Annotated in this window: 25 protein-coding genes and 1 tRNA gene; 20 read left to right on the top strand and 6 right to left on the bottom strand. The window is 64.0% G+C overall.

Features of this window, described 5'->3' with window-relative positions:
- Positions 1-88 precede the first annotated feature (88 nt).
- From SG26_RS03385 to SG26_RS03375, 3 genes are all read left to right on the top strand, one after another.
- On the top strand, positions 89-658 hold the full coding sequence (locus tag SG26_RS03385) for a J domain-containing protein (RefSeq protein WP_014040883.1): 570 nt from the start codon (positions 89-91) through the stop codon (positions 656-658).
- Between the two features lie 37 nt (positions 659-695).
- The gene (locus tag SG26_RS03380; protein ID WP_050036846.1) at positions 696-1,379 is read left to right on the top strand and encodes a phosphoglycolate phosphatase; all 684 of its coding nucleotides are present in this window, start codon (positions 696-698) and stop codon (positions 1,377-1,379) included.
- Positions 1,380-1,645: 266 nt separating this feature from the next.
- Positions 1,646-3,277, top strand: coding sequence for a GTPBP1 family GTP-binding protein (locus SG26_RS03375; RefSeq protein ID WP_050036845.1), 1,632 nt, complete (start codon positions 1,646-1,648; stop codon positions 3,275-3,277).
- A gap of 12 nt (positions 3,278-3,289) precedes the next feature.
- Here the strand turns inward: SG26_RS03375 and SG26_RS03370 are convergent, their stop codons facing one another.
- The 6 genes from SG26_RS03370 to SG26_RS03345 form a co-directional block, all read right to left on the bottom strand.
- Positions 3,290-3,787 carry a hypothetical protein gene (locus SG26_RS03370; protein ID WP_014040880.1) on the bottom strand — a complete coding sequence of 166 codons (498 nt, stop codon included), beginning with the start codon at positions 3,785-3,787 and terminating at the stop codon, positions 3,290-3,292.
- A 6-nt stretch (positions 3,788-3,793) separates the two neighbouring features.
- Entirely contained in the window at positions 3,794-4,726 is a 933-nt protein-coding gene (mch, locus tag SG26_RS03365) for a methenyltetrahydromethanopterin cyclohydrolase (protein ID WP_050036844.1), read from the bottom strand.
- Positions 4,727-4,750: 24 nt separating this feature from the next.
- Complete coding sequence (locus tag SG26_RS03360; RefSeq protein ID WP_014040878.1) at positions 4,751-5,083, bottom strand: MTH1187 family thiamine-binding protein; 333 nt, start codon at positions 5,081-5,083, stop codon at positions 4,751-4,753.
- An 82-nt stretch (positions 5,084-5,165) separates the two neighbouring features.
- Positions 5,166-5,816 carry an HVO_2922 family protein gene (locus tag SG26_RS03355; RefSeq protein ID WP_050007733.1) on the bottom strand — a complete coding sequence of 217 codons (651 nt, stop codon included), beginning with the start codon at positions 5,814-5,816 and terminating at the stop codon, positions 5,166-5,168.
- Positions 5,817-6,165: 349 nt separating this feature from the next.
- Positions 6,166-7,569, bottom strand: coding sequence for a hybrid sensor histidine kinase/response regulator (locus SG26_RS03350; protein WP_050036843.1), 1,404 nt, complete (start codon positions 7,567-7,569; stop codon positions 6,166-6,168).
- Between the two features lie 283 nt (positions 7,570-7,852).
- Positions 7,853-7,924, bottom strand: a tRNA-Gly gene (locus SG26_RS03345).
- A 349-nt stretch (positions 7,925-8,273) separates the two neighbouring features.
- On the opposite strand from SG26_RS03345, the gene SG26_RS03340 reads away from it, so the two are divergent.
- From SG26_RS03340 to SG26_RS03260, 17 genes are read left to right on the top strand one after another with little or no spacing between them, the layout of a single operon-like run.
- Positions 8,274-9,119 carry a putative RNA uridine N3 methyltransferase gene (locus SG26_RS03340; protein ID WP_004957426.1) on the top strand — a complete coding sequence of 282 codons (846 nt, stop codon included), beginning with the start codon at positions 8,274-8,276 and terminating at the stop codon, positions 9,117-9,119.
- 4 nt (positions 9,120-9,123) lie between these two features.
- Positions 9,124-10,140 carry a 50S ribosomal protein L3 gene (gene rpl3p / locus SG26_RS03335; RefSeq protein WP_004957423.1) on the top strand — a complete coding sequence of 339 codons (1,017 nt, stop codon included), beginning with the start codon at positions 9,124-9,126 and terminating at the stop codon, positions 10,138-10,140.
- A 3-nt stretch (positions 10,141-10,143) separates the two neighbouring features.
- A complete protein-coding gene (gene rpl4p, locus SG26_RS03330) occupies positions 10,144-10,884 on the top strand; it encodes a 50S ribosomal protein L4 (protein WP_050036842.1) in 741 nt (246 codons plus the stop codon).
- Positions 10,881-11,138, top strand: coding sequence for a 50S ribosomal protein L23 (locus tag SG26_RS03325; protein WP_004591553.1), 258 nt, complete (start codon positions 10,881-10,883; stop codon positions 11,136-11,138). The genes rpl4p and SG26_RS03325 overlap by 4 nt, the downstream gene beginning before the upstream one ends.
- 2 nt (positions 11,139-11,140) lie before the next feature.
- Positions 11,141-11,863 carry a 50S ribosomal protein L2 gene (locus SG26_RS03320; protein WP_004957415.1) on the top strand — a complete coding sequence of 241 codons (723 nt, stop codon included), beginning with the start codon at positions 11,141-11,143 and terminating at the stop codon, positions 11,861-11,863.
- Positions 11,860-12,282 (top strand): 30S ribosomal protein S19, encoded by a 423-nt coding sequence (locus tag SG26_RS03315; RefSeq protein WP_004516967.1) that lies wholly within the window; start codon positions 11,860-11,862, stop codon positions 12,280-12,282. Before SG26_RS03320 ends, SG26_RS03315 begins: the two co-directional genes overlap by 4 nt.
- 2 nt (positions 12,283-12,284) lie before the next feature.
- Positions 12,285-12,752 carry a 50S ribosomal protein L22 gene (locus SG26_RS03310; protein ID WP_014040875.1) on the top strand — a complete coding sequence of 156 codons (468 nt, stop codon included), beginning with the start codon at positions 12,285-12,287 and terminating at the stop codon, positions 12,750-12,752.
- Positions 12,752-13,666: a 30S ribosomal protein S3 gene (locus SG26_RS03305; protein ID WP_050007738.1), complete on the top strand. Its 915-nt coding sequence runs from the start codon at positions 12,752-12,754 to the stop codon at positions 13,664-13,666. The genes SG26_RS03310 and SG26_RS03305 overlap by 1 nt, the downstream gene beginning before the upstream one ends.
- Positions 13,663-13,878 (top strand): 50S ribosomal protein L29, encoded by a 216-nt coding sequence (rpmC, locus tag SG26_RS03300; RefSeq protein WP_004516964.1) that lies wholly within the window; start codon positions 13,663-13,665, stop codon positions 13,876-13,878. Before SG26_RS03305 ends, rpmC begins: the two co-directional genes overlap by 4 nt.
- Positions 13,878-14,162: a ribonuclease P protein component 1 gene (locus SG26_RS03295; RefSeq protein ID WP_050036841.1), complete on the top strand. Its 285-nt coding sequence runs from the start codon at positions 13,878-13,880 to the stop codon at positions 14,160-14,162. The genes rpmC and SG26_RS03295 overlap by 1 nt, the downstream gene beginning before the upstream one ends.
- Positions 14,153-14,506 (top strand): 30S ribosomal protein S17, encoded by a 354-nt coding sequence (locus SG26_RS03290; protein ID WP_008312918.1) that lies wholly within the window; start codon positions 14,153-14,155, stop codon positions 14,504-14,506. Before SG26_RS03295 ends, SG26_RS03290 begins: the two co-directional genes overlap by 10 nt.
- Positions 14,506-14,904 carry a 50S ribosomal protein L14 gene (locus tag SG26_RS03285; protein WP_004516961.1) on the top strand — a complete coding sequence of 133 codons (399 nt, stop codon included), beginning with the start codon at positions 14,506-14,508 and terminating at the stop codon, positions 14,902-14,904. Before SG26_RS03290 ends, SG26_RS03285 begins: the two co-directional genes overlap by 1 nt.
- Positions 14,905-14,908: 4 nt before the next feature.
- Positions 14,909-15,271, top strand: a complete 363-nt coding sequence (gene rplX / locus SG26_RS03280) for a 50S ribosomal protein L24 (protein WP_050036840.1) — start codon at positions 14,909-14,911, stop codon at positions 15,269-15,271.
- Positions 15,268-16,014, top strand: coding sequence for a 30S ribosomal protein S4e (locus SG26_RS03275; protein ID WP_050036839.1), 747 nt, complete (start codon positions 15,268-15,270; stop codon positions 16,012-16,014). The genes rplX and SG26_RS03275 overlap by 4 nt, the downstream gene beginning before the upstream one ends.
- On the top strand, positions 16,011-16,544 hold the full coding sequence (locus SG26_RS03270; RefSeq protein WP_004591562.1) for a 50S ribosomal protein L5: 534 nt from the start codon (positions 16,011-16,013) through the stop codon (positions 16,542-16,544). The genes SG26_RS03275 and SG26_RS03270 overlap by 4 nt, the downstream gene beginning before the upstream one ends.
- Positions 16,541-16,726 carry a 30S ribosomal protein S14 gene (locus tag SG26_RS03265; RefSeq protein ID WP_008312921.1) on the top strand — a complete coding sequence of 62 codons (186 nt, stop codon included), beginning with the start codon at positions 16,541-16,543 and terminating at the stop codon, positions 16,724-16,726. The genes SG26_RS03270 and SG26_RS03265 overlap by 4 nt, the downstream gene beginning before the upstream one ends.
- A 2-nt stretch (positions 16,727-16,728) precedes the next feature.
- Positions 16,729-17,121 carry a 30S ribosomal protein S8 gene (locus tag SG26_RS03260; RefSeq protein ID WP_004516956.1) on the top strand — a complete coding sequence of 131 codons (393 nt, stop codon included), beginning with the start codon at positions 16,729-16,731 and terminating at the stop codon, positions 17,119-17,121.

Genomic DNA, 17,121 nt, shown 5'->3' with positions numbered 1-17,121 from the left:
GGAACGTGCCCGGTATTCAGTCCGAGGCCGGACCGAATGGAAGGCGAGAGGCGGGACGCTTACAGGTCTGTGGACCGAAGGAGTGTGCGTGCAGTACGACGGGCTCACCAAGGGAATCGCAGTGGTGTTTGGAGGCCTGACAGTCGTCCTGACAGCGGTGGGCCTCGTGATCAATCCCGCGGTACTCTTCCTGGCGCTCATGTTCGGCGTGTCGACGTATTTCATGTACTACCACCTCAGTGGGAAGATGGCCGCGAGCCTCTACGAACGGGTCGAGCGACAGGCGGCACAGAACACGGGGAACGCCCGTCGCGGTGGGTTCGGTGCCGGCCCACGGGAGGAGTGGGAACCACCGCGAGACGGCCGCCGAGCGCGCCGCTCGCGAGCGTCGCAGGGTGGCCAGCGTCGTCGCCAGGGACGGCAGCGACAGCGTCGCCAGGCAGCGGGCGGCCGGCAGCGCCGACAGCGGGTTCAGTCGTCGGGACCGAGTCCGGCGGAGGCCTACCAGCGGCTCGGCATCGAGCCGGACGCCGATCAGGGGACGATCAAGCGGGCTTACCGGGAGAAAGTCAAGGAGGTCCACCCCGACACTGACAGCGGGAGCGAAAGGGAATTCAAGCAGGTGCAAGCGGCCTACGAAACGCTGACTGACGACTGACCGCAATTCCCATATGCAGCGCTCCGAACCCGGACGTATGGACAACGACACGCCGCCGCTCATCGTCGACATCGACGGAACGTTGACTGACGAAAGCCGAGCGATTGACCCCCGCGTCATGCCGGTCCTTCGCGAGTGGCCCGCACGCGTCGTCATCGCGACCGGAAAAGCGATGCCGTTTCCAATTGCGCTCTGTGAGTTTCTCGGCATCGAACGGACGGTCGTCGCCGAGAACGGCGGCGTGGTGTTCGTCGAAGCTACCGACGAGCTCAGGCTCGAAGGCGACCACGAGGCGGCGCTCGCGGTCGGCGAGGCCTATCGCGACCTGGGCCATGACCTGGGATTCGGACAGGTCGACTTGGCAAACCGATGGCGCGAGACGGAACTCGTCGTGTCGCTCGACCAGCCGCTCGAACCGCTGGAGAACCTGGCCGCGGCACGCGGGCTCGTCGTCCTCGACACCGGCTTCGCGTACCACGTTACAGACCCGGTCGTCGACAAGGGGACGGGCCTCGAAGCGGTGTGTGCTGAACTGGACCTCGCTCCGGAGACGTTCCTCGCCGTCGGCGACTCAGTGAACGACGCCCAGATGTTCGACCTGGCTGGAGAGGCCGTGGCCGTCGCCAATTCCGACGAGACAGCGCTCGAACGCGCCGACCGGGTTACCGACGGGACCTACGGCGACGGCTTTCTCGAAGCGGTCGCGCCGTACCGGGAGTGACAGTCGTGTGATTCACTTTTAGACCAGTCGCTAACCAGATGGGCAAACAGGTGACGCCATCGGCGCAACCCAGCACACGGAGCGGCGTCACACAACCGCAAACTCCGTGTGGCGACTCAGTCCACGACCCGGTCTGGCAGCGCCTTCGCGTATAAATATCCGTCCGACTGATACTGTGAGAGATACACTCAGCCACCGCTCTCAGGAGTTCTCTGGAGCCGTAAATCCGGGGAAGGCTTATATCTACCCCACAGTAACGGGTGGGTATGAGCCCCGACCGGGCTGTCCTCCGGCGCGCGCTTGACCGCGGTGAACGGGAGGGCGGCAGCGTCGAGTTCAAAGAACGGCTCACCGAAGATCTCCACCTGTCAGAGGGGCGACTCGAATCCCTCGCAGCGCAACTCCGCCACCGCGTTCTCTCCGGGGATGGGGAGGCGACGTACGTCGTCGGCGTCACCGACGACGGCGGTCTGGCCGGCATCTCACCGGCGGAGTTCTCCGAGTCGATGGACGTACTCAGCCTGCTGGCAGAGGAAGCCGGTGCACACATTGAAGAGGTGAAAACGTGGGGCGTCGACGGCGTCTCGGAGAACGGGCCGACAGCCTCCGATGGCATCGTCGGTGTCGCGACCGTCTCGGAGGGATCGGTCCTCGCGGACGACGACCACATCGTCGTCGGAACCGCCGGCCACGTCGACCACGGCAAATCCACGCTCGTGGGGTCGCTGGTCACTGGTGACGCAGACGACGGGGAAGGCGGGACACGCGGCTTCCTCGACGTGCAACCACACGAAGTCGACCGAGGTCTCTCGGCGGACCTCTCCTACGGCGTCTACGGCTTCGATGAGGACGGTGAGCCGATCCGCATGGACAATCCGCACCGGAAGGACGATCGAGCGCGGGTCGTCGAAGCATCAGACCGGCTCGTTTCCTTCGTCGACACTGTGGGCCACGAGCCGTGGCTCCGGACGACGATCCGCGGCCTCGTCGGGCAGAAACTCGACTACGGCCTCCTGACCGTCGCGGCCGACGACGGGGTGACCGAGACGACGCGGGAACACCTCGGGATCCTGCTGGCGACGGACCTCCCGACGATTGTCGCCATCACCAAGACCGATCTGGTGGACGAGGAACGGGTCGCAGAAGTCGAACGGGACGTCGAACAGGCACTGCGGGAGGTCGACAAGACGCCACTTCGGGTCAAGCGCCACGGCGTCGACACGGCCATCGACGAAATCTCCGAGACCGTCGTCCCCGTCGTCACCACAAGCGCCGTCACGAAGGAGGGGCTGGACGACCTCGACGAGATGTTCGAGGCGTTACCCAAGACCGCCGGGGAAGTGGGCGACTTCCGCATGTACGTCGACCGGACGTACAACGTCCAGGGAGTCGGCGCGGTCGCCTCGGGCACCATCAAATCCGGCGAGGTCGAAGCTGGCGACGAACTGCTACTCGGCCCGATGCAGGACGGGAGCTTCCGCGAGGTCGAGGTCCGGTCCATCGAGATGCACTACCACCGGGTCGACGAGGCAAAGGCCGGTCGCATCGTTGGTATCGCACTGAAAGGCGTCCGCGAGCAGGACATCGAGCGCGGGATGGTCCTGCTCCCGGCCGACGCCGACCCCTCGCCCGTCCGGGAATTCGAGGCCGAGGTGATGGTGCTGAACCATCCGACCCGCATCGGCGACGGCTACGAACCCGTCGTCCACCTCGAAACGGTCAGCGAGGCCGCGGCCTTCTATCCAGAGGGCGGGCAGTTGCTCCCGGGCGACGCGGGCAAGGCCCGGGTTCGGTTCAAGTTCCGTTCCTACCTCGTCGAGGAAGGCCAGAAGTTCGTCTTCCGCGAGGGGAGTTCGAAGGGCGTCGGGACCGTCACCGACATCGACCCGGCGGAGTAGCGGTCCGCTGTCTCACTGGTCTTTCCCGTCTTCAGTCGGCTGTCTGTAGCCGTCAGTCGTTTTCTCGGCGAGTCCGAACAGTACGGCCCACTCCAGCAGATTCGCCGTGCGCTCCTGCCAGACGGCTTCCCAGTCAGCGTGACGCTCTCGCTCCCAGCGGGGAATCTCAGCCCGAAGGGCATCGAACGCATCATCAGTATCTACCGGCTCCGAATTGAGAGCCTCAACGAGCACGTCGACGCCGAAGACTGATTTCTCGAACGCTGTTGCGAGGGCCGCCTGGTCGTGGTCGGTCCGCGTCCGGTAGTAGCCCCGGTCGCTCTCGGCGACCAGTCCCAGCGCCTGTAGGAAAACCAGATATTTTTGGGCCGTTTCGCGGTCGGACACGTCAGTCGCCGTCTGAATCGCGCGACAGCAGTCGGCCTCGCTGTCGGGGACGAGCGGAATCGCGTCTCTGGCGCTCTCCAGAAACGAGTGCGAGCGGGCCGGTGGCGCGACCTTGTAACGCATACCCGATTACAGGCCGAAGCTCTCGGCCAAGACGCCCTCGCTCGTCCCACCGACGACGTGCGTGTCGCCGCCGACCACGTCGATGGTGACCGCCGCGGGGCCGAACAGTTCGACGGGGAGCTCCGCGAAGTCCCAGTCCACGCCCTCGAAGACGCCCTCCAGTGGCTTGCCGTACTCTTCGGCTGCGACGGACGGGACCTCGTCGAAGCGGTCGAAGGATTCGTCGACAGTGAGGTGGACCTCGCTGCCGTAGGCGAGCGCGTCCGTGGTCCGGGCCATCGCGGTCGCTTCGTCGCCGGCGACCGGCGCGACCGGCGCGCGGCCGCTGGCCGACAGCACCGACACCGGGTCGAAGCCGAGTTCGGCCAGCCGGAAGACGGCCAGTTCGGCGGCCCGGGCCGCGGCGACGACGCTCCCGGTGACACTCGCGGTTGCGAACGACGGCAGGAACACGCCCGTCTCGGGGACGCCGGTGCGCTCGGCGACCTGGCTCGCAACGTCCTCGTCCGGCAGTTCGTCGGTTTCCAGGGCCAGCACGGCGAAGTCGGCGTCCTCGCGGTAGCCGATGCGCTGGAAGGCCTCCTCCTCAGCGACGAGCGCGCGTGCGGGACCGCTCCCGAGTGCCTGAAAGTCGTCGACAGTCAGTTCCCAGCCGCCCTTCTGCGAGCACAGCAGGGCCAGCGCCGGGTGGTCCGTCGACAGTTCGACGTGGTTCAGCGGCGCACCGTCGACGGTGGCCATCGTGGACTGGACCGTCGCCAGCCCGGCCGTCTGGATTTCCGCGAGTAGCATGCCGGCTTCGACAGCGCCGGGGACCTCGACGCCGAAGTCCAGCACCGCGGCGTCGCCCTCCAGCGCGTGTACGTCTATCGTGAGTTCGTCGGCGAAGTCGATGGCCTCGTCAACGAGTTCCGTGGCCATCCGATTGAGACTGTCCATACGCCGTCTTTGGCACCCTTCCCTTTAATCTCCGCCTTCGGCCGCGTCGCTTCTGGCTGCCCGACCCAGATGCTCCTCAACGGCGTCGACCTTGTCCCGCGCCTGCTGGTCGACGGTCCGCTTGTCGTCGATCTTCAGGAACGTGCTCACGCGGTCGCTCTGCTCGCCGACGGCCTCGTGAGCCGCGTGGGTGGCCGCGAACAGCTCCTCGCTGTCCTCCGCTTCGATGATGGTCCCCATCGGCGTCGTCTCGTATTCGACGTCGAACGCTTCCAGCGCTGCGACGGCGTCGGCGACGTAGGAAGACATGCTCCCTTCGATGACCGGTGCGACCGAGAGAAACCCTATGCAGGTCATACCGGTTCCGACGCGTGCCCGCGACCTAACCGCTGTGGTACTCGCCTGGGGACTGGACCGAAGAAACTCCCGTTCGAAGCGCTTACTCGCCTTCCTCGACCGGAGCCCCGCGAGCGTTCGTCTTCACGCTCTGGAGTCCCTGCTTCGCCTTCTGCTTGGAGGCATAGCCCTGCCCGCAGTCCGCGATTATCTCCCCGTTGTCGTGGCGGAGCCGCCAGCGCGCCTTGCCCTCGCTGTCTTTGAAGAGTTCGAACGTCGCTTTGCTGCCCCCCTCTTCGACAACACCGTCGTCGTCTTTGGACTCGTCGACGACGTACGCGCCGGGTGCGTTGGATTTGACGCTTTCGAGCCCCTGTTCGGCCTTCTGCTTGGAGGCGTAGCCTTCCCCGCTGTCGGCGATGATGTTTCCGTTGTCGTGGACGAGCCGCCAGCGGTACTGCTCGGCATTGTCCTCGTACACCTCGAAGGTCGCCTTGCTCGCAGCCACGTCAGTCGCTACCTCCCCCTCGTCTTCGTCCCACTGCATATCGATTTCAAGTGTGACAGTGCCGTCTTCCTGCTCGACCTCAACCTCGAACTCGGATTCGGCCGGCGGCGTGACCGTCACAGTCTGTTCCTCATCTGCCGGGGCCGGCTCACCGCGGCTGAGCCTGTTCGCCAGCCGTCGGAAGTACGACGCAATTCCTCTTCGGCTCCGCGTTTCCTGTGACTCGTGGACCGTCTCGTCTGTCATACAACCGGACTGACGATGGGACAACAAATAATGGTACTCCATACTCAAAACGGCACCCGACCTCCTCAGAACAGCTGACCGAAATAACAGGGTCTCGGCTGGCACGATACACCCTCTGGTGGACAGCTCTCCCGCGACGGCACGTAATAGGTCGTCGAACCGGAACGACGACTGACGGGTGTGTACGAGGGGCTACGCGACCCCATGCGACAGGTTCCTTCCAATTCGGGACAGAGAAGTACGCTGTGTGAATTCGCCGCTACTCGTCAGGCACTGACACTGTCGATTTCGATAGCATAACAACGAGTGGCACCTGTGGGACGAATCCGCCACGTAGGGCATTACAGAATCAGAGAGAAATGTCGAAGCGTGCCCCGCCGTCGCGGCCCTCACTGATGGTGATTTCCCAGCCGTGGGCGGTGACGATGTCCGTGACAATAGAGAGTCCGAATCCGGACCCGTCGTTGCTCGTCGTGTACCCGTGTTCAAGAACAGTCGTCCGGTCCTCTGGGGGGATGCCGCGGCCGTCATCTTCGATATAGAAGCCCGAAAGCTCAGTTTCGTCCGCATCGTCGAGTGTCCCCACTCGAATAGTCAGCGGCGTGTCGTTGTGGTCGAACGCGTTCCGAAAGAGATTCTCGAAAACCTGTAGCAGGCGGTCACGGTCTGTCTCAACCGCGACATCTCTTGTAAGGTTCAGTTCGAGCGTCCCGCCGTCTGTCTGGGTGTGTTCCCACGCGTCCTCAGCGACGGCAGCGAGTGCGACCCGAGACAAGTCGGTGATGCTCTCGCCCACACGAGCGAGTGTCAGCAATTCGTCTATCATCGTTTCCATCCGGTCGAGGTTCCTCTCCATCGTCTCGACGTGCTCCGTGGGCGCATCATCTCGGACGAAATCCACTCTGGCCCTCGTAACCATCAACGGATTCCGGAGGTCATGCGAGACGACGCTCGCGAACTTGTCCAGTTTCTCGTTGGACTGTTCGAGCTCTCGCTTTGTCTTTTTGAGTTTCTGCTCGTCGTGTTTCTGCTGTGTAATCTCTCTGGAGATGAACTGGACAGTGTTTGTGTCCCCAGTCTCGCTGAGCGGCGTGACAATGTTGTGATAGTGACGGACCCCAATGGAATCCTGAAACGTCACCGCGCTCCCGGCGGTAATGGCGCGTTGACCGTATTCGAGGCGGTCGGACGCTATTTCGGCCGGGAGTGCGTCCGACAACTGCGAGTCGATGAGTTCCGGGCGCGTGGTATCGTGTGCCCGCGCCATCGACTTGTTCGCTGCACGGATTCGCCCGTCGGTGGAGACCTCCACGATTTCGTCCGGTGTATTGTCGACCAGTTTCTCGTACTTCCGTTGTGCACGGTGTTGCCCGACAACGTTGCGTATCCGCGTGGCGAGCAACTGGAGTCGTTCTCCGTCTATGATTTTCTTCTTCTGAAGGTAATCATCGACACCGGTCCCGATTGCGTCACTGGCTACGTCCTCCCCGCCTTGCCCGGTTAGTAGAATAAACGGTATATCAAACTCCTCACTCACCTCGGTACACAGCTCCAGCCCGTCCATGCCTGGCATCTTGTAGTCGCTGACGACACAGTCGACACGCTGCTCTCGTAACGACGCAAGCGCTTCCTGTCCTGTACTTGCCGTTTTGGTGGTGAAGCCGTGTGCGTCACTGAGCTTTTCCGACGCTATCTCGACAAAGAAATCACTGTCATCAACGACGAGTACACTGATATCCCCAGCAGAATCCATCGTACCCTCTAACTGGCTTGCAGACTGTTAACTGCCGGGTTTTGTTGCGGATAGATGATAACTCTACACAGTGAGAACTCGGACGCACAAATGGTGAGGCCCACGAAACGGTGGTTGCTGACAGACATTCACTGAGGGAACTGGACGGAAAAACAGACCCGTGTCCTCACTCGCTACGCTCGTTGTGGGCGCTGCGACTGGCAGGGCTCAAATCCAGTGCGATTACAGCATCCAGTACGCGGCGCGATAAAACGCACCGCTCAGGAGTTTGGATGAAGAGAAATGCGCTGGCTGGGATTTGAACCCAGGTTGTGACCATGGCAAGGTCACGTGATACCAACTACACTACCAGCGCTCGCTTCGTTCTGCACTGACCCTCACGGCCGTCGGCCGCTCGGTACCAGCGCGCAACGCCTCGTTGCAATCAAATCTGGCGGGGGTGAGAGTAAAAAGCCTTCCGTTTTCCGGGGAAAACCATGGGAAGTGAGGGCAATCGCCGCCCCGTCTGAGAGCCGTATCGTGTGATGACTTCACGGGGCATGGCCTTTCGGAAGCGGCAATCCAGTGAACGGTCCCATCGGTCCCGAACCGGCATGACGGACCATGTGAACGCGACGCATCGCGAACGCGAAACGGGGCCTTTTTAAGCCCGGGAAGGGGAGATATCGGCACAGTCTAGTGGCGCGACGTGGAAGCGTCACGGCATGACGACCAGCGTACTCGTGCCGTCTTCCCTCGCACGGGAAGCCGAAGACAGACGCGAGGCAACTCGCAAGCTCGGTTACGTGGCCCGCGCGGCCGCGGTCTACCGGGTTGATCGGCTGACAGTGTACCCCGACCCTGACGGGGCGGGCAAGTGGGAAGACGGGTTCGTCGAAACCGTGCTGCGGTACGCCGCGACGCCCCCGCACCTCCGAAAGGAAATGTGGGGTAAGCGGGACGAACTGGAGTACGTCGGCGTCCTGCCGCCGCTCCGCGTGCGTTCACAGACCGGCTCCGGATCTGAGGGTTCGGGGTCGTTAAGACAGGGAATCGTGACCGAGGTCGGAGCTGATGGGCGCGTCCGGGTCAATTGCGGCATGCAACACCCGATCTCCCTTCCCGTCCCAGCGGATATGGACGTGGAACAGGGAGAGCGCGTGACCGTCAGGGTCTCTTCGCGACGGCCGGTCCGGGCGAAACTCGTCGACGCCCCCACAACGGGATTCGACGTTGTCGCCGCGGACCTCGATGCGGCACTCTCGCGCGACGATGCCGGGCTCACTATCGCGTCCTCGCGATACGGCGAGCCGGTAACGTCGACCCGTCTCGGCCAGTTGGCCGAGCGGCGCGACGCCGAGGGCGGCATGACCGTCGCCTTCGGGGCACCCGAGCGCGGGTTACCGTCGATACTCGACGTTGCCCCGGACGCCGTCGGGGGAGACCAGACGAGCGACGAACCAGAAGGGTTCGACCTCTGGCTGAATACGGTTCCGAACCAGGGCAGTGAGGTTGTGCGAACGGAAGAAGCTCTGTTCGCCTCCCTCACCTGTCTAACCCTCACGGAGTAAACGAATGCCACAACCAAGCAGACCACGCAAAGGCTCGCTGGGCTTCGGCCCGCGCAAGCGCTCGACGAGCGAGACGCCTCGCTTCAACAGCTGGCCGTCTGACGACGGGCAGCCGGGCGTCCAAGGGTTCGCCGGCTACAAGGCAGGCATGACTCACGTTGTGCTTGTCAACGACGAACCTAACTCCCCCCGCGAAGGGATGGAGGAGACTGTCCCGGTGACAGTCATCGAGACGCCGCCGATGCGCGCCGTCGCCCTGCGAGCGTACGAAGACACGCCGTACGGTCAGCGTCCGCTGACGGAAGTCTGGACCGACGAGTTCCACTCGGAGCTCGACCGGACCCTGGACGTTCCGGAGGACCACGACCCGGACGCTGCTGAGGAACAGATACGCGACGCACACGAGGCCGGTGACCTCGGGGACCTGCGACTCATTACGCACACCGTCCCCGACGCCGTCCCGAGCGTCCCGAAGAAAAAGCCCGACGTGATGGAGACTCGCGTCGGCGGTGGGTCCGTTTCGGACCGCCTCGACCACGCCCTTGACATTGTCGAGGACGGTGGCGAACACGCCATGAACGACATCTTCCGCGCCGGCGAGTACGCCGACGTGGCCGGTGTCACGAAAGGCAAAGGGACGCAGGGTCCCGTCAAGCGGTGGGGCGTCCAGAAACGGAAAGGCAAGCACGCCCGCCAGGGATGGCGCCGACGGATCGGCAACCTCGGTCCGTGGAACCCGTCCCGCGTGCGCTCGACGGTCCCCCAGCAGGGGCAGACCGGCTACCACCAGCGCACCGAGCTCAACAAGCGCCTCATCGACATTGGCGAGGGCGACGAGCCCACCGTCGATGGCGGCTTCGTCAACTACGGCGAAGTCGATGGGCCGTACACGCTCGTGAAGGGCTCCGTGCCCGGTCCGGACAAGCGCCTGGTGCGCTTCCGGCCCGCGGTGCGTCCGAACGACCAGCCGCGCCTCGACCCCGAGGTGCGCTACGTCTCCAACGAATCGAACCAGGGATAACCTATGCAGGCAACAATCTACGACCTGGACGGCACCACAGACGGCGAGGTCGACCTGCCGGACGTCTTCGAGACGCCGGTTCGGACCGACCTCATCGGCAAAGCTGTACGTGCCGCACAGGCCAACCGAAAGCAGGACTACGGGTCCGACGAGTACGCCGGCCTCCGAACGCCGGCCGAGTCCTTCGGTAGCGGCCGCGGCCAGGCACACGTCCCGAAGCAGGACGGCCGTGCCCGCCGCGTCCCGCAGGCGGTCAAGGGACGAAGCGCCCACCCGCCGAAAGCCGAGAAGGACCGCTCGCTCGACCTCAACGACAAGGAACGGCAGCTGGCCGTTCGCTCGGCGCTGGCCGCGACGGCCGACGCCGACCTCGTCGCCGACCGCGGCCACGAGTTCGACCGTGACGAAGTGCCCGTCGTCGTCTCCGACGACTTCGAGGACCTCGTCAAGACGCAGGAAGTCGTCTCGCTGCTGGAGGCGCTCGACGTCCACGCGGACATCGACCGCGCCGACGAGACGAAGATCAAGGCTGGACAGGGTTCGGCCCGTGGACGGAAGTACCGTCGTCCCGCCTCGATCCTCTTCGTGACCAGCGACGAGCCGTCGACGGCCGCCCGCAACCTCGCGGGGGCCGACGTGGCGACCGCCAGCGAGGTCAACACGGAAGACCTCGCGCCCGGCGGCGCGCCCGGTCGACTCACCGTCTTCACGGAATCCGCACTCGCGGAGGTGGCCGAGCGATGAGCTGGGATGTCATCAAACACCCACACGTCACGGAGAAGGCCATGAACGACATGGACTTCCAGAACAAGCTCCAGTTCGCCGTCGACGACCGCGCCTCCAAGGGCGAAGTCGCCGACGCCGTCGAGGAGCAGTACGACGTGACAGTCGAACAGGTCAACACGCAGAACACGATGGACGGCGAAAAGAAGGCCGTCGTTCGCCTCTCTGAGGACGACGACGCCCAGGAAGTCGCCTCCAGAATTGGGGTGTTCTAACGATGGGACGACGAATCCAAGGACAACGGCGCGGCCGCGGGACCTCCACGTTCCGTGCTCCGTCGCACCGTTACAAGGCTGATCTGGAGCACCGCAAGGTCGAGGACGGCGACGTCATCGCCGGCACGGTCGTCGACATTGAGCACGACCCTGCCCGCTCGGCTCCGGTCGCTGCCGTCGAGTTCGAAGACGGCGACCGACGACTTATCCTCGCGCCGGAAGGCGTCGGGGTAGGCGACGAGCTACAGGTCGGCGTCAGCGCCGAGATCGCACCCGGGAACACGCTCCCGCTGGCCGAGATCCCAGAGGGGGTCCCGGTGTGCAACGTCGAATCCAGCCCCGGTGACGGTGGGAAGTTCGCCCGCGCGTCGGGTGTCAACGCCCAGCTGCTCACCCACGACCGCAACGTCGCGGTCGTCAAGCTCCCCTCCGGGGAGATGAAGCGGCTTGACCCGCAGTGTCGTGCTACCATCGGCGTCGTCGCCGGTGGCGGCCGAACTGACAAGCCGTTCGTGAAGGCTGGCAACAAGCATCACAAGATGAAAGCGCGAGGGACGAAGTGGCCCAACGTCCGCGGTGTGGCGATGAACGCCGTCGACCACCCGTTCGGTGGTGGCGGCCGCCAGCACCCCGGCAAGCCCAAGTCCATCTCGCGGAACGCCCCGCCTGGCCGTAAGGTCGGGGACATCGCCTCGAAGCGAACAGGTCGAGGTGGCAACGAATGAGCTCAGAATATCAAATCGGCCACGAAGGAGAGTTCTCCTTCCGCGGCCACACGCTCGACGAGCTGCAGGAGATGGAGCTCGAGGAAGTCGCGGAACTGCTCCCCGCTCGACAGCGGCGAAGTATCGTACGCGGCCTGACCGAGGAGAAACACAAGCTCCTCGAGAAGGCCCGCGAGGCCGGCGAAGAGGAGACAGCCAACGACCCGATCCGGACGCACCTGCGCGACATGCCGGTGGTCCCGGAGATGGTCGGGCTGACCTTCGCCGTCCACGACGGCCAGAACTTCGAGCGTGTCAAAGTCGAGCCCGAGATGCTCGGCCACTACCTCGGTGAGTTCCAGCTCACCCGGAGTAGTGTCGAACACGGTCAGGCCGGTATCGGAGCGACACGCTCCTCGAAGTTCGTACCGCTCAAATAATCATGGGAATCAGTTACTCAGTCGAAGCCGACCCGGACACGACGGCCAAAGCGATGCTCCGGGAGCGGCAGATGAGCTTCAAGCACAGCAAGGCCATCGCCCGCGAAATCAAGGGCAAAACGGCCGGCGAGGCTGTCGACTACCTCGAGGCGGTTATCGAGGGCGACCAGCCCGTTCCGTTCAAACAGCACAACTCGGGCGTCGGCCACAAAAGCAAGGTCGACGGCTGGGACGCCGGACGATACCCGGAGAAGGCCAGCAAGGCCTTCCTCGACCTGCTCGAGAACGCGGTCGGCAACGCCGACCACCAGGGCTTCGACGGTGAGGCCATGACGATCACGCACGTCGCCGCCCACAAGGTCGGCGAGCAGCAGGGTCGCAAGCCCCGCGCGATGGGGCGTGCCTCGGCGTGGAACAGCCCGCAGGTCGACGTCGAACTCATCCTCGAAGAGCCGGAGGTCGAAGACTAATGGCCGACGAACAACAGTTCATCGAGGACGGACTTCAGCGGACCCAGATAGACGAGTTCTTCGCAGAAGAACTCGGTCGCGCTGGCTACGGCGGCATGGACGTCGCCAAGACGCCGATGGGAACCCAGATCGTGCTCAAAGCCGAGAAGCCAGGGATGGTCATCGGCAAGGGCGGGAAGAACATCCGGAAGATCACGACGGAACTCGAGGACCGATTCAACCTCGACGACCCGCAAGTCGACGTGCAGGAAGTCGACGAGCCGGACCTCAACGCCCGCATCGTCGCGGACCGACTGGCCAACGCACTCGAGCGTGGCTGGTACTTCCGCAAAGCGGGCCACACCACCATCGACCGCATCATGGAGTCGGGCGCACTCGGTGCAGAGATCGTCCTCTCCGGGAAGGTCACGGGTGCACGCTCGCGCGTGGAGAAGTTCAACCGCGGCTACGTCAAGCACAACGGCGAACCCGCAGAGGAGATCGTCGACAGCGGTGTCGGCGTCGCCGTGATGAAGCTCGGTACCATCGGGGTCCGAGTCAAGATCATCCCGCCGGACGCGGAGCTCCCCGACGACTTCGAGATCTACGAGGATGTCGACGTCGAGGACTACGTGGCCGACACCGACGGCGAGTCCGTCGAGGAACTCCTCGAAGGCGAGCCTGAAGACAGCGAGACGGCCGAGGAACTCGACGAAGACGTGGCCACCGGGGCCGACGACGACTCCGAGGCTGACGAGGAGTTCGTCGACGAGGAAATCGTCGAGGAAGACGTCGAGGTCCCGACTGACGACGATGTCGAGGACGTCGACGTCGACGAACTCGAAGACGCTGTCGACGAGGAACTCGACGAGGACGTCGAGGCGGAAGCCGAAGAGCTGATGGACGAAATGGACGAGGAGGCTGACGACGAATGACCGTCCTCCACGTCCAGGAGATTCGGGACATGACGCCCGCCGAGCGCGAGGCGGAACTCGACGACCTGAAGACCGAACTGCTGAACGCCCGGGCCGTGCAGGCCGCGGGTGGTGCGCCGGAAAACCCCGGTCGCATCAAGGAGCTGCGGAAGGCCATCGCCCGCATCAAGACGATTCAGGGCGAAGAAGGCGACCTGCAGGAGAACGAATAATGCCACTGACACCCGAGACGCTCCCACGACACGAACTCGTCGGCCTCGACTGCGAGGTCGTCGCAGCGTCCAATCCGGACGCTGTCGGTATCAGCGGAACTGTCGTCATGGAGACGACACAGATGCTGACGGTCGAGGGGGCCGACCGGGTGTGGCACGTGCCGAAGGACAGCGCGACCTTTTCGTTCGCCGTCGACGGACAGCGAGTCCGGGTCGACGGCGACCGACTCGTCGCGCGTCCCGCTCGTCGCACAGAGAACACAGGAGATTCACTATGGCGCTAGGACTGAACGTACAGGAACCGGAGGAAACCTGTGCCGATCAGAACTGCCCGTTCCACGGAGAGCTCTCCGTGCGCGGACAGACACTGAACGGCGAGGTAGCCTCCACTGACATGGAGAAGACCGTTGTCGTCGAGCGCGAGTACGACGTGAAGGTGCCGAAATACGACCGCTTCATGAAGCGGCGGAGCCGCGTTCCGGCTCACGCACCCGATTGTCTCGACCTCGCGGTCGGTGACACGGTCACGATAGCAGAGTGTCGACCGCTCTCGAAAACGAAAAGCCACGTCGTCGTTAGCGCGGGCTCGGACGAGGCCGCGAACGACGAACAGGACGGTGATGCCTGATGGAAGCACTCGGTGCTGACGTCACGCAAGGCCTTGAAAAGGGCTCGCTCATTACGTGTGCGGACAACACGGGAGCGCGCGAACTCAAGGTCATTTCCGTCCACGGCTACTCGGGAACGAAGAACCGCCACCCCAAAGCTGGGCTGGGCGACAAGATCACGGTCTCGGTCACCAAGGGGACGCCCGAAATGCGTCGCCAGGTGCTCGAAGCCGTCGTCGTCCGCCAGCGAAAGCCGATCCGTCGACCCGACGGCACCCGCGTCAAGTTCGAAGACAACGCGGCCGTCATCGTCGACGAGAACGAGGACCCGCGCGGGACCGAGCTGAAAGGTCCTATCGCACGGGAAGTCGCACAGCGATTCGGCAGTGTGGCATCAGCAGCGACGATGATCGTATAGAACCATGAGCAAGCAACCAGACAAACAACGCAAGAGTCAACGACGTGCCCCGCTTCACGAGCGGCACAAGCAGGTCCGGGCGACGCTTTCGGCCGACCTCCGCGAGGAGTACGGCCAGCGCAACGTCCGCGTCAACGCTGGTGACACCGTCGAGGTGCTCCGTGGCGACTTCGCCGGCGAGGAAGGCGAAGTCCTCAAGGTGGACCTCGACAAGGCCGTCATCCACGTCGAAGACGTCACGCTCGAGAAGACGGACGGCGAGGAAGTCCCGCGACCGCTTGACACCTCGAACGTCCGCGTGACGGACCTGGACCTCGAAGACGAGAAGCGCGAGGCGCGTCTCGAATCGGAGGATGATTCCGCATGAGTAACCACCAGAAGCGACTCTCGGTGCCGAACAGTTGGCCCGTAGAGCGCAAGACCGCGACGTTTACGGTGAAAGCCGGTGCCGGCCCGCACGGTGAGGATGGGGTTCCCCTACTCATCGTCCTTCGGGACGTGCTCGGCTACGCCGACAACCGCAAAGAAGCCCGCTACGCTCTCAACGAGGACAACGTCCTCATCAACGGGAAGGCCATCTCCGACGAGGAACGCCCCGTCGGGATGTTCGACATCCTGGCCTTCACCGAGCGCGAGGAGTACTACCGCGTGTTCCCCGGCGAGGGTGGTCGGCTGGCGCTGACCGCAATCGACCCGGACGCGGCCGAGTCCAAGCTCGGTAAAATCGTCACCAAGACCCACGTCTCCGGTGGCGACGTCCAGCTGGGCCTCCACGACGGTGAGACGCTCATCGTCGAGGACGACCAGACCTACGACGCTGGCGACTCCATCGTCGTCGGCAACGAGGACGGCGAAATCGTCGCCCACTTCGAGTACGAAGAGGGCGCGCTCGTCACCGCCGTCGACGGCGCCCACGCGGGCGAAGTCGGCGAGATCGAGGAGATTCAGGTGACGCCGGGTTCGGCACAGAACAACGTCATCGTCTCCCAGGAGGGGGGCAGCGAGGCTTCCGACGAAGCCTCGGAAGGCGGCGAAGCCGCCGGTGGCTTCGAGACGGTCGAAGAGTACGTCGTCGTCATCGACGAGAACTTCACGGGTGATGACGAATGAGCTCCGAGAGTGAGTCCGGCGGCGACTTCCACGAGATGCGCGAACCGCGCATCGAGAAGGTCGTCGTTCACATGGGTATCGGCCACGGTGGCCGCGACCTCGCCAACGCAGAGGACATCCTCGGGGAAATCACCGGGCAGACGCCGGTACGAACGAAGGCCAAGCGGACCGTCGGCGAGTTCGACATCCGCGAGGGTGACCCAATCGGTGCGAAGGTCACGCTCCGCGACGAGATGGCCGAAGAGTTCCTCCAGACGGCGCTGCCGCTGGCCGAACTGGCGACGAGTCAGTTCGACGACACCGGCAACTTCAGCTTCGGCGTCGAGGAACACACCGAGTTCCCGAGCCAGGAGTACGACCCGAGCATCGGAATCTACGGGCTGGACGTGACGGTCAACCTCGTCCGCCCCGGCTACCGCGTCGCAAAGCGCGACAAGGCGTCGCGCTCGATTCCGACGAAACATCGACTCAACCCGGCGGACGCGGTCGCCTTCATCGAGTCGACCTACGACGTGGAGGTGAGCGAATGAGCGAAAGTGAAACCACAGACGAGCCCGATTCCGAGACGGCAACCAGTGAGCGAACTGGCCAGCTCGAGTCCTGTCAGCGCTGCGGTCGCGAACAGGGACTCGTCGGCAAGTACGACATCTGGCTGTGCCGCCAGTGCTTCCGCGAGATTTCGCGGGGCATGGGCTTCAAGAAGTACAGCTAACAATGACAGGGAACGACCCATTTGCCAACGCACTGTCGGCGCTTAACAACGCCGAAAGCGTCGGGCACCTAGAGCAGACAGTATCGCCCGCTTCGAACGAGATCGGCAGCGTCCTCGAGGTCTTCTACGACCGCGGGTACATCGACGGATTCAGTTTCGTCGACGACGGCAAAGCCGGCGAGTTCGAAGTCGAACTGAAAGGAGCCATCAACGAGTGTGGCCCGGTCAAGCCCCGCTACTCTGCGGGCGCTGACGAGTTCGAGAAGTGGGAGAAGCGGTTCCTCCCCGCCCGTGACTACGGGACCCTCGTCGTCACGACCAGTCACGGCATCATGAGCCACTACGAGGCTCGTGAGCAGGGCGTCGGTGGCCAAGTCATCGCGTACGTATACTAA

The sequence above is a fragment of the Haloarcula sp. CBA1115 genome (assembly GCF_000827835.1).
GTDB lineage: Archaea > Halobacteriota > Halobacteria > Halobacteriales > Haloarculaceae > Haloarcula > Haloarcula hispanica.
The sequence above is the reverse complement of the archived record's forward strand: the minus strand, read 5'-3'. Positions and strand labels throughout refer to the sequence as shown.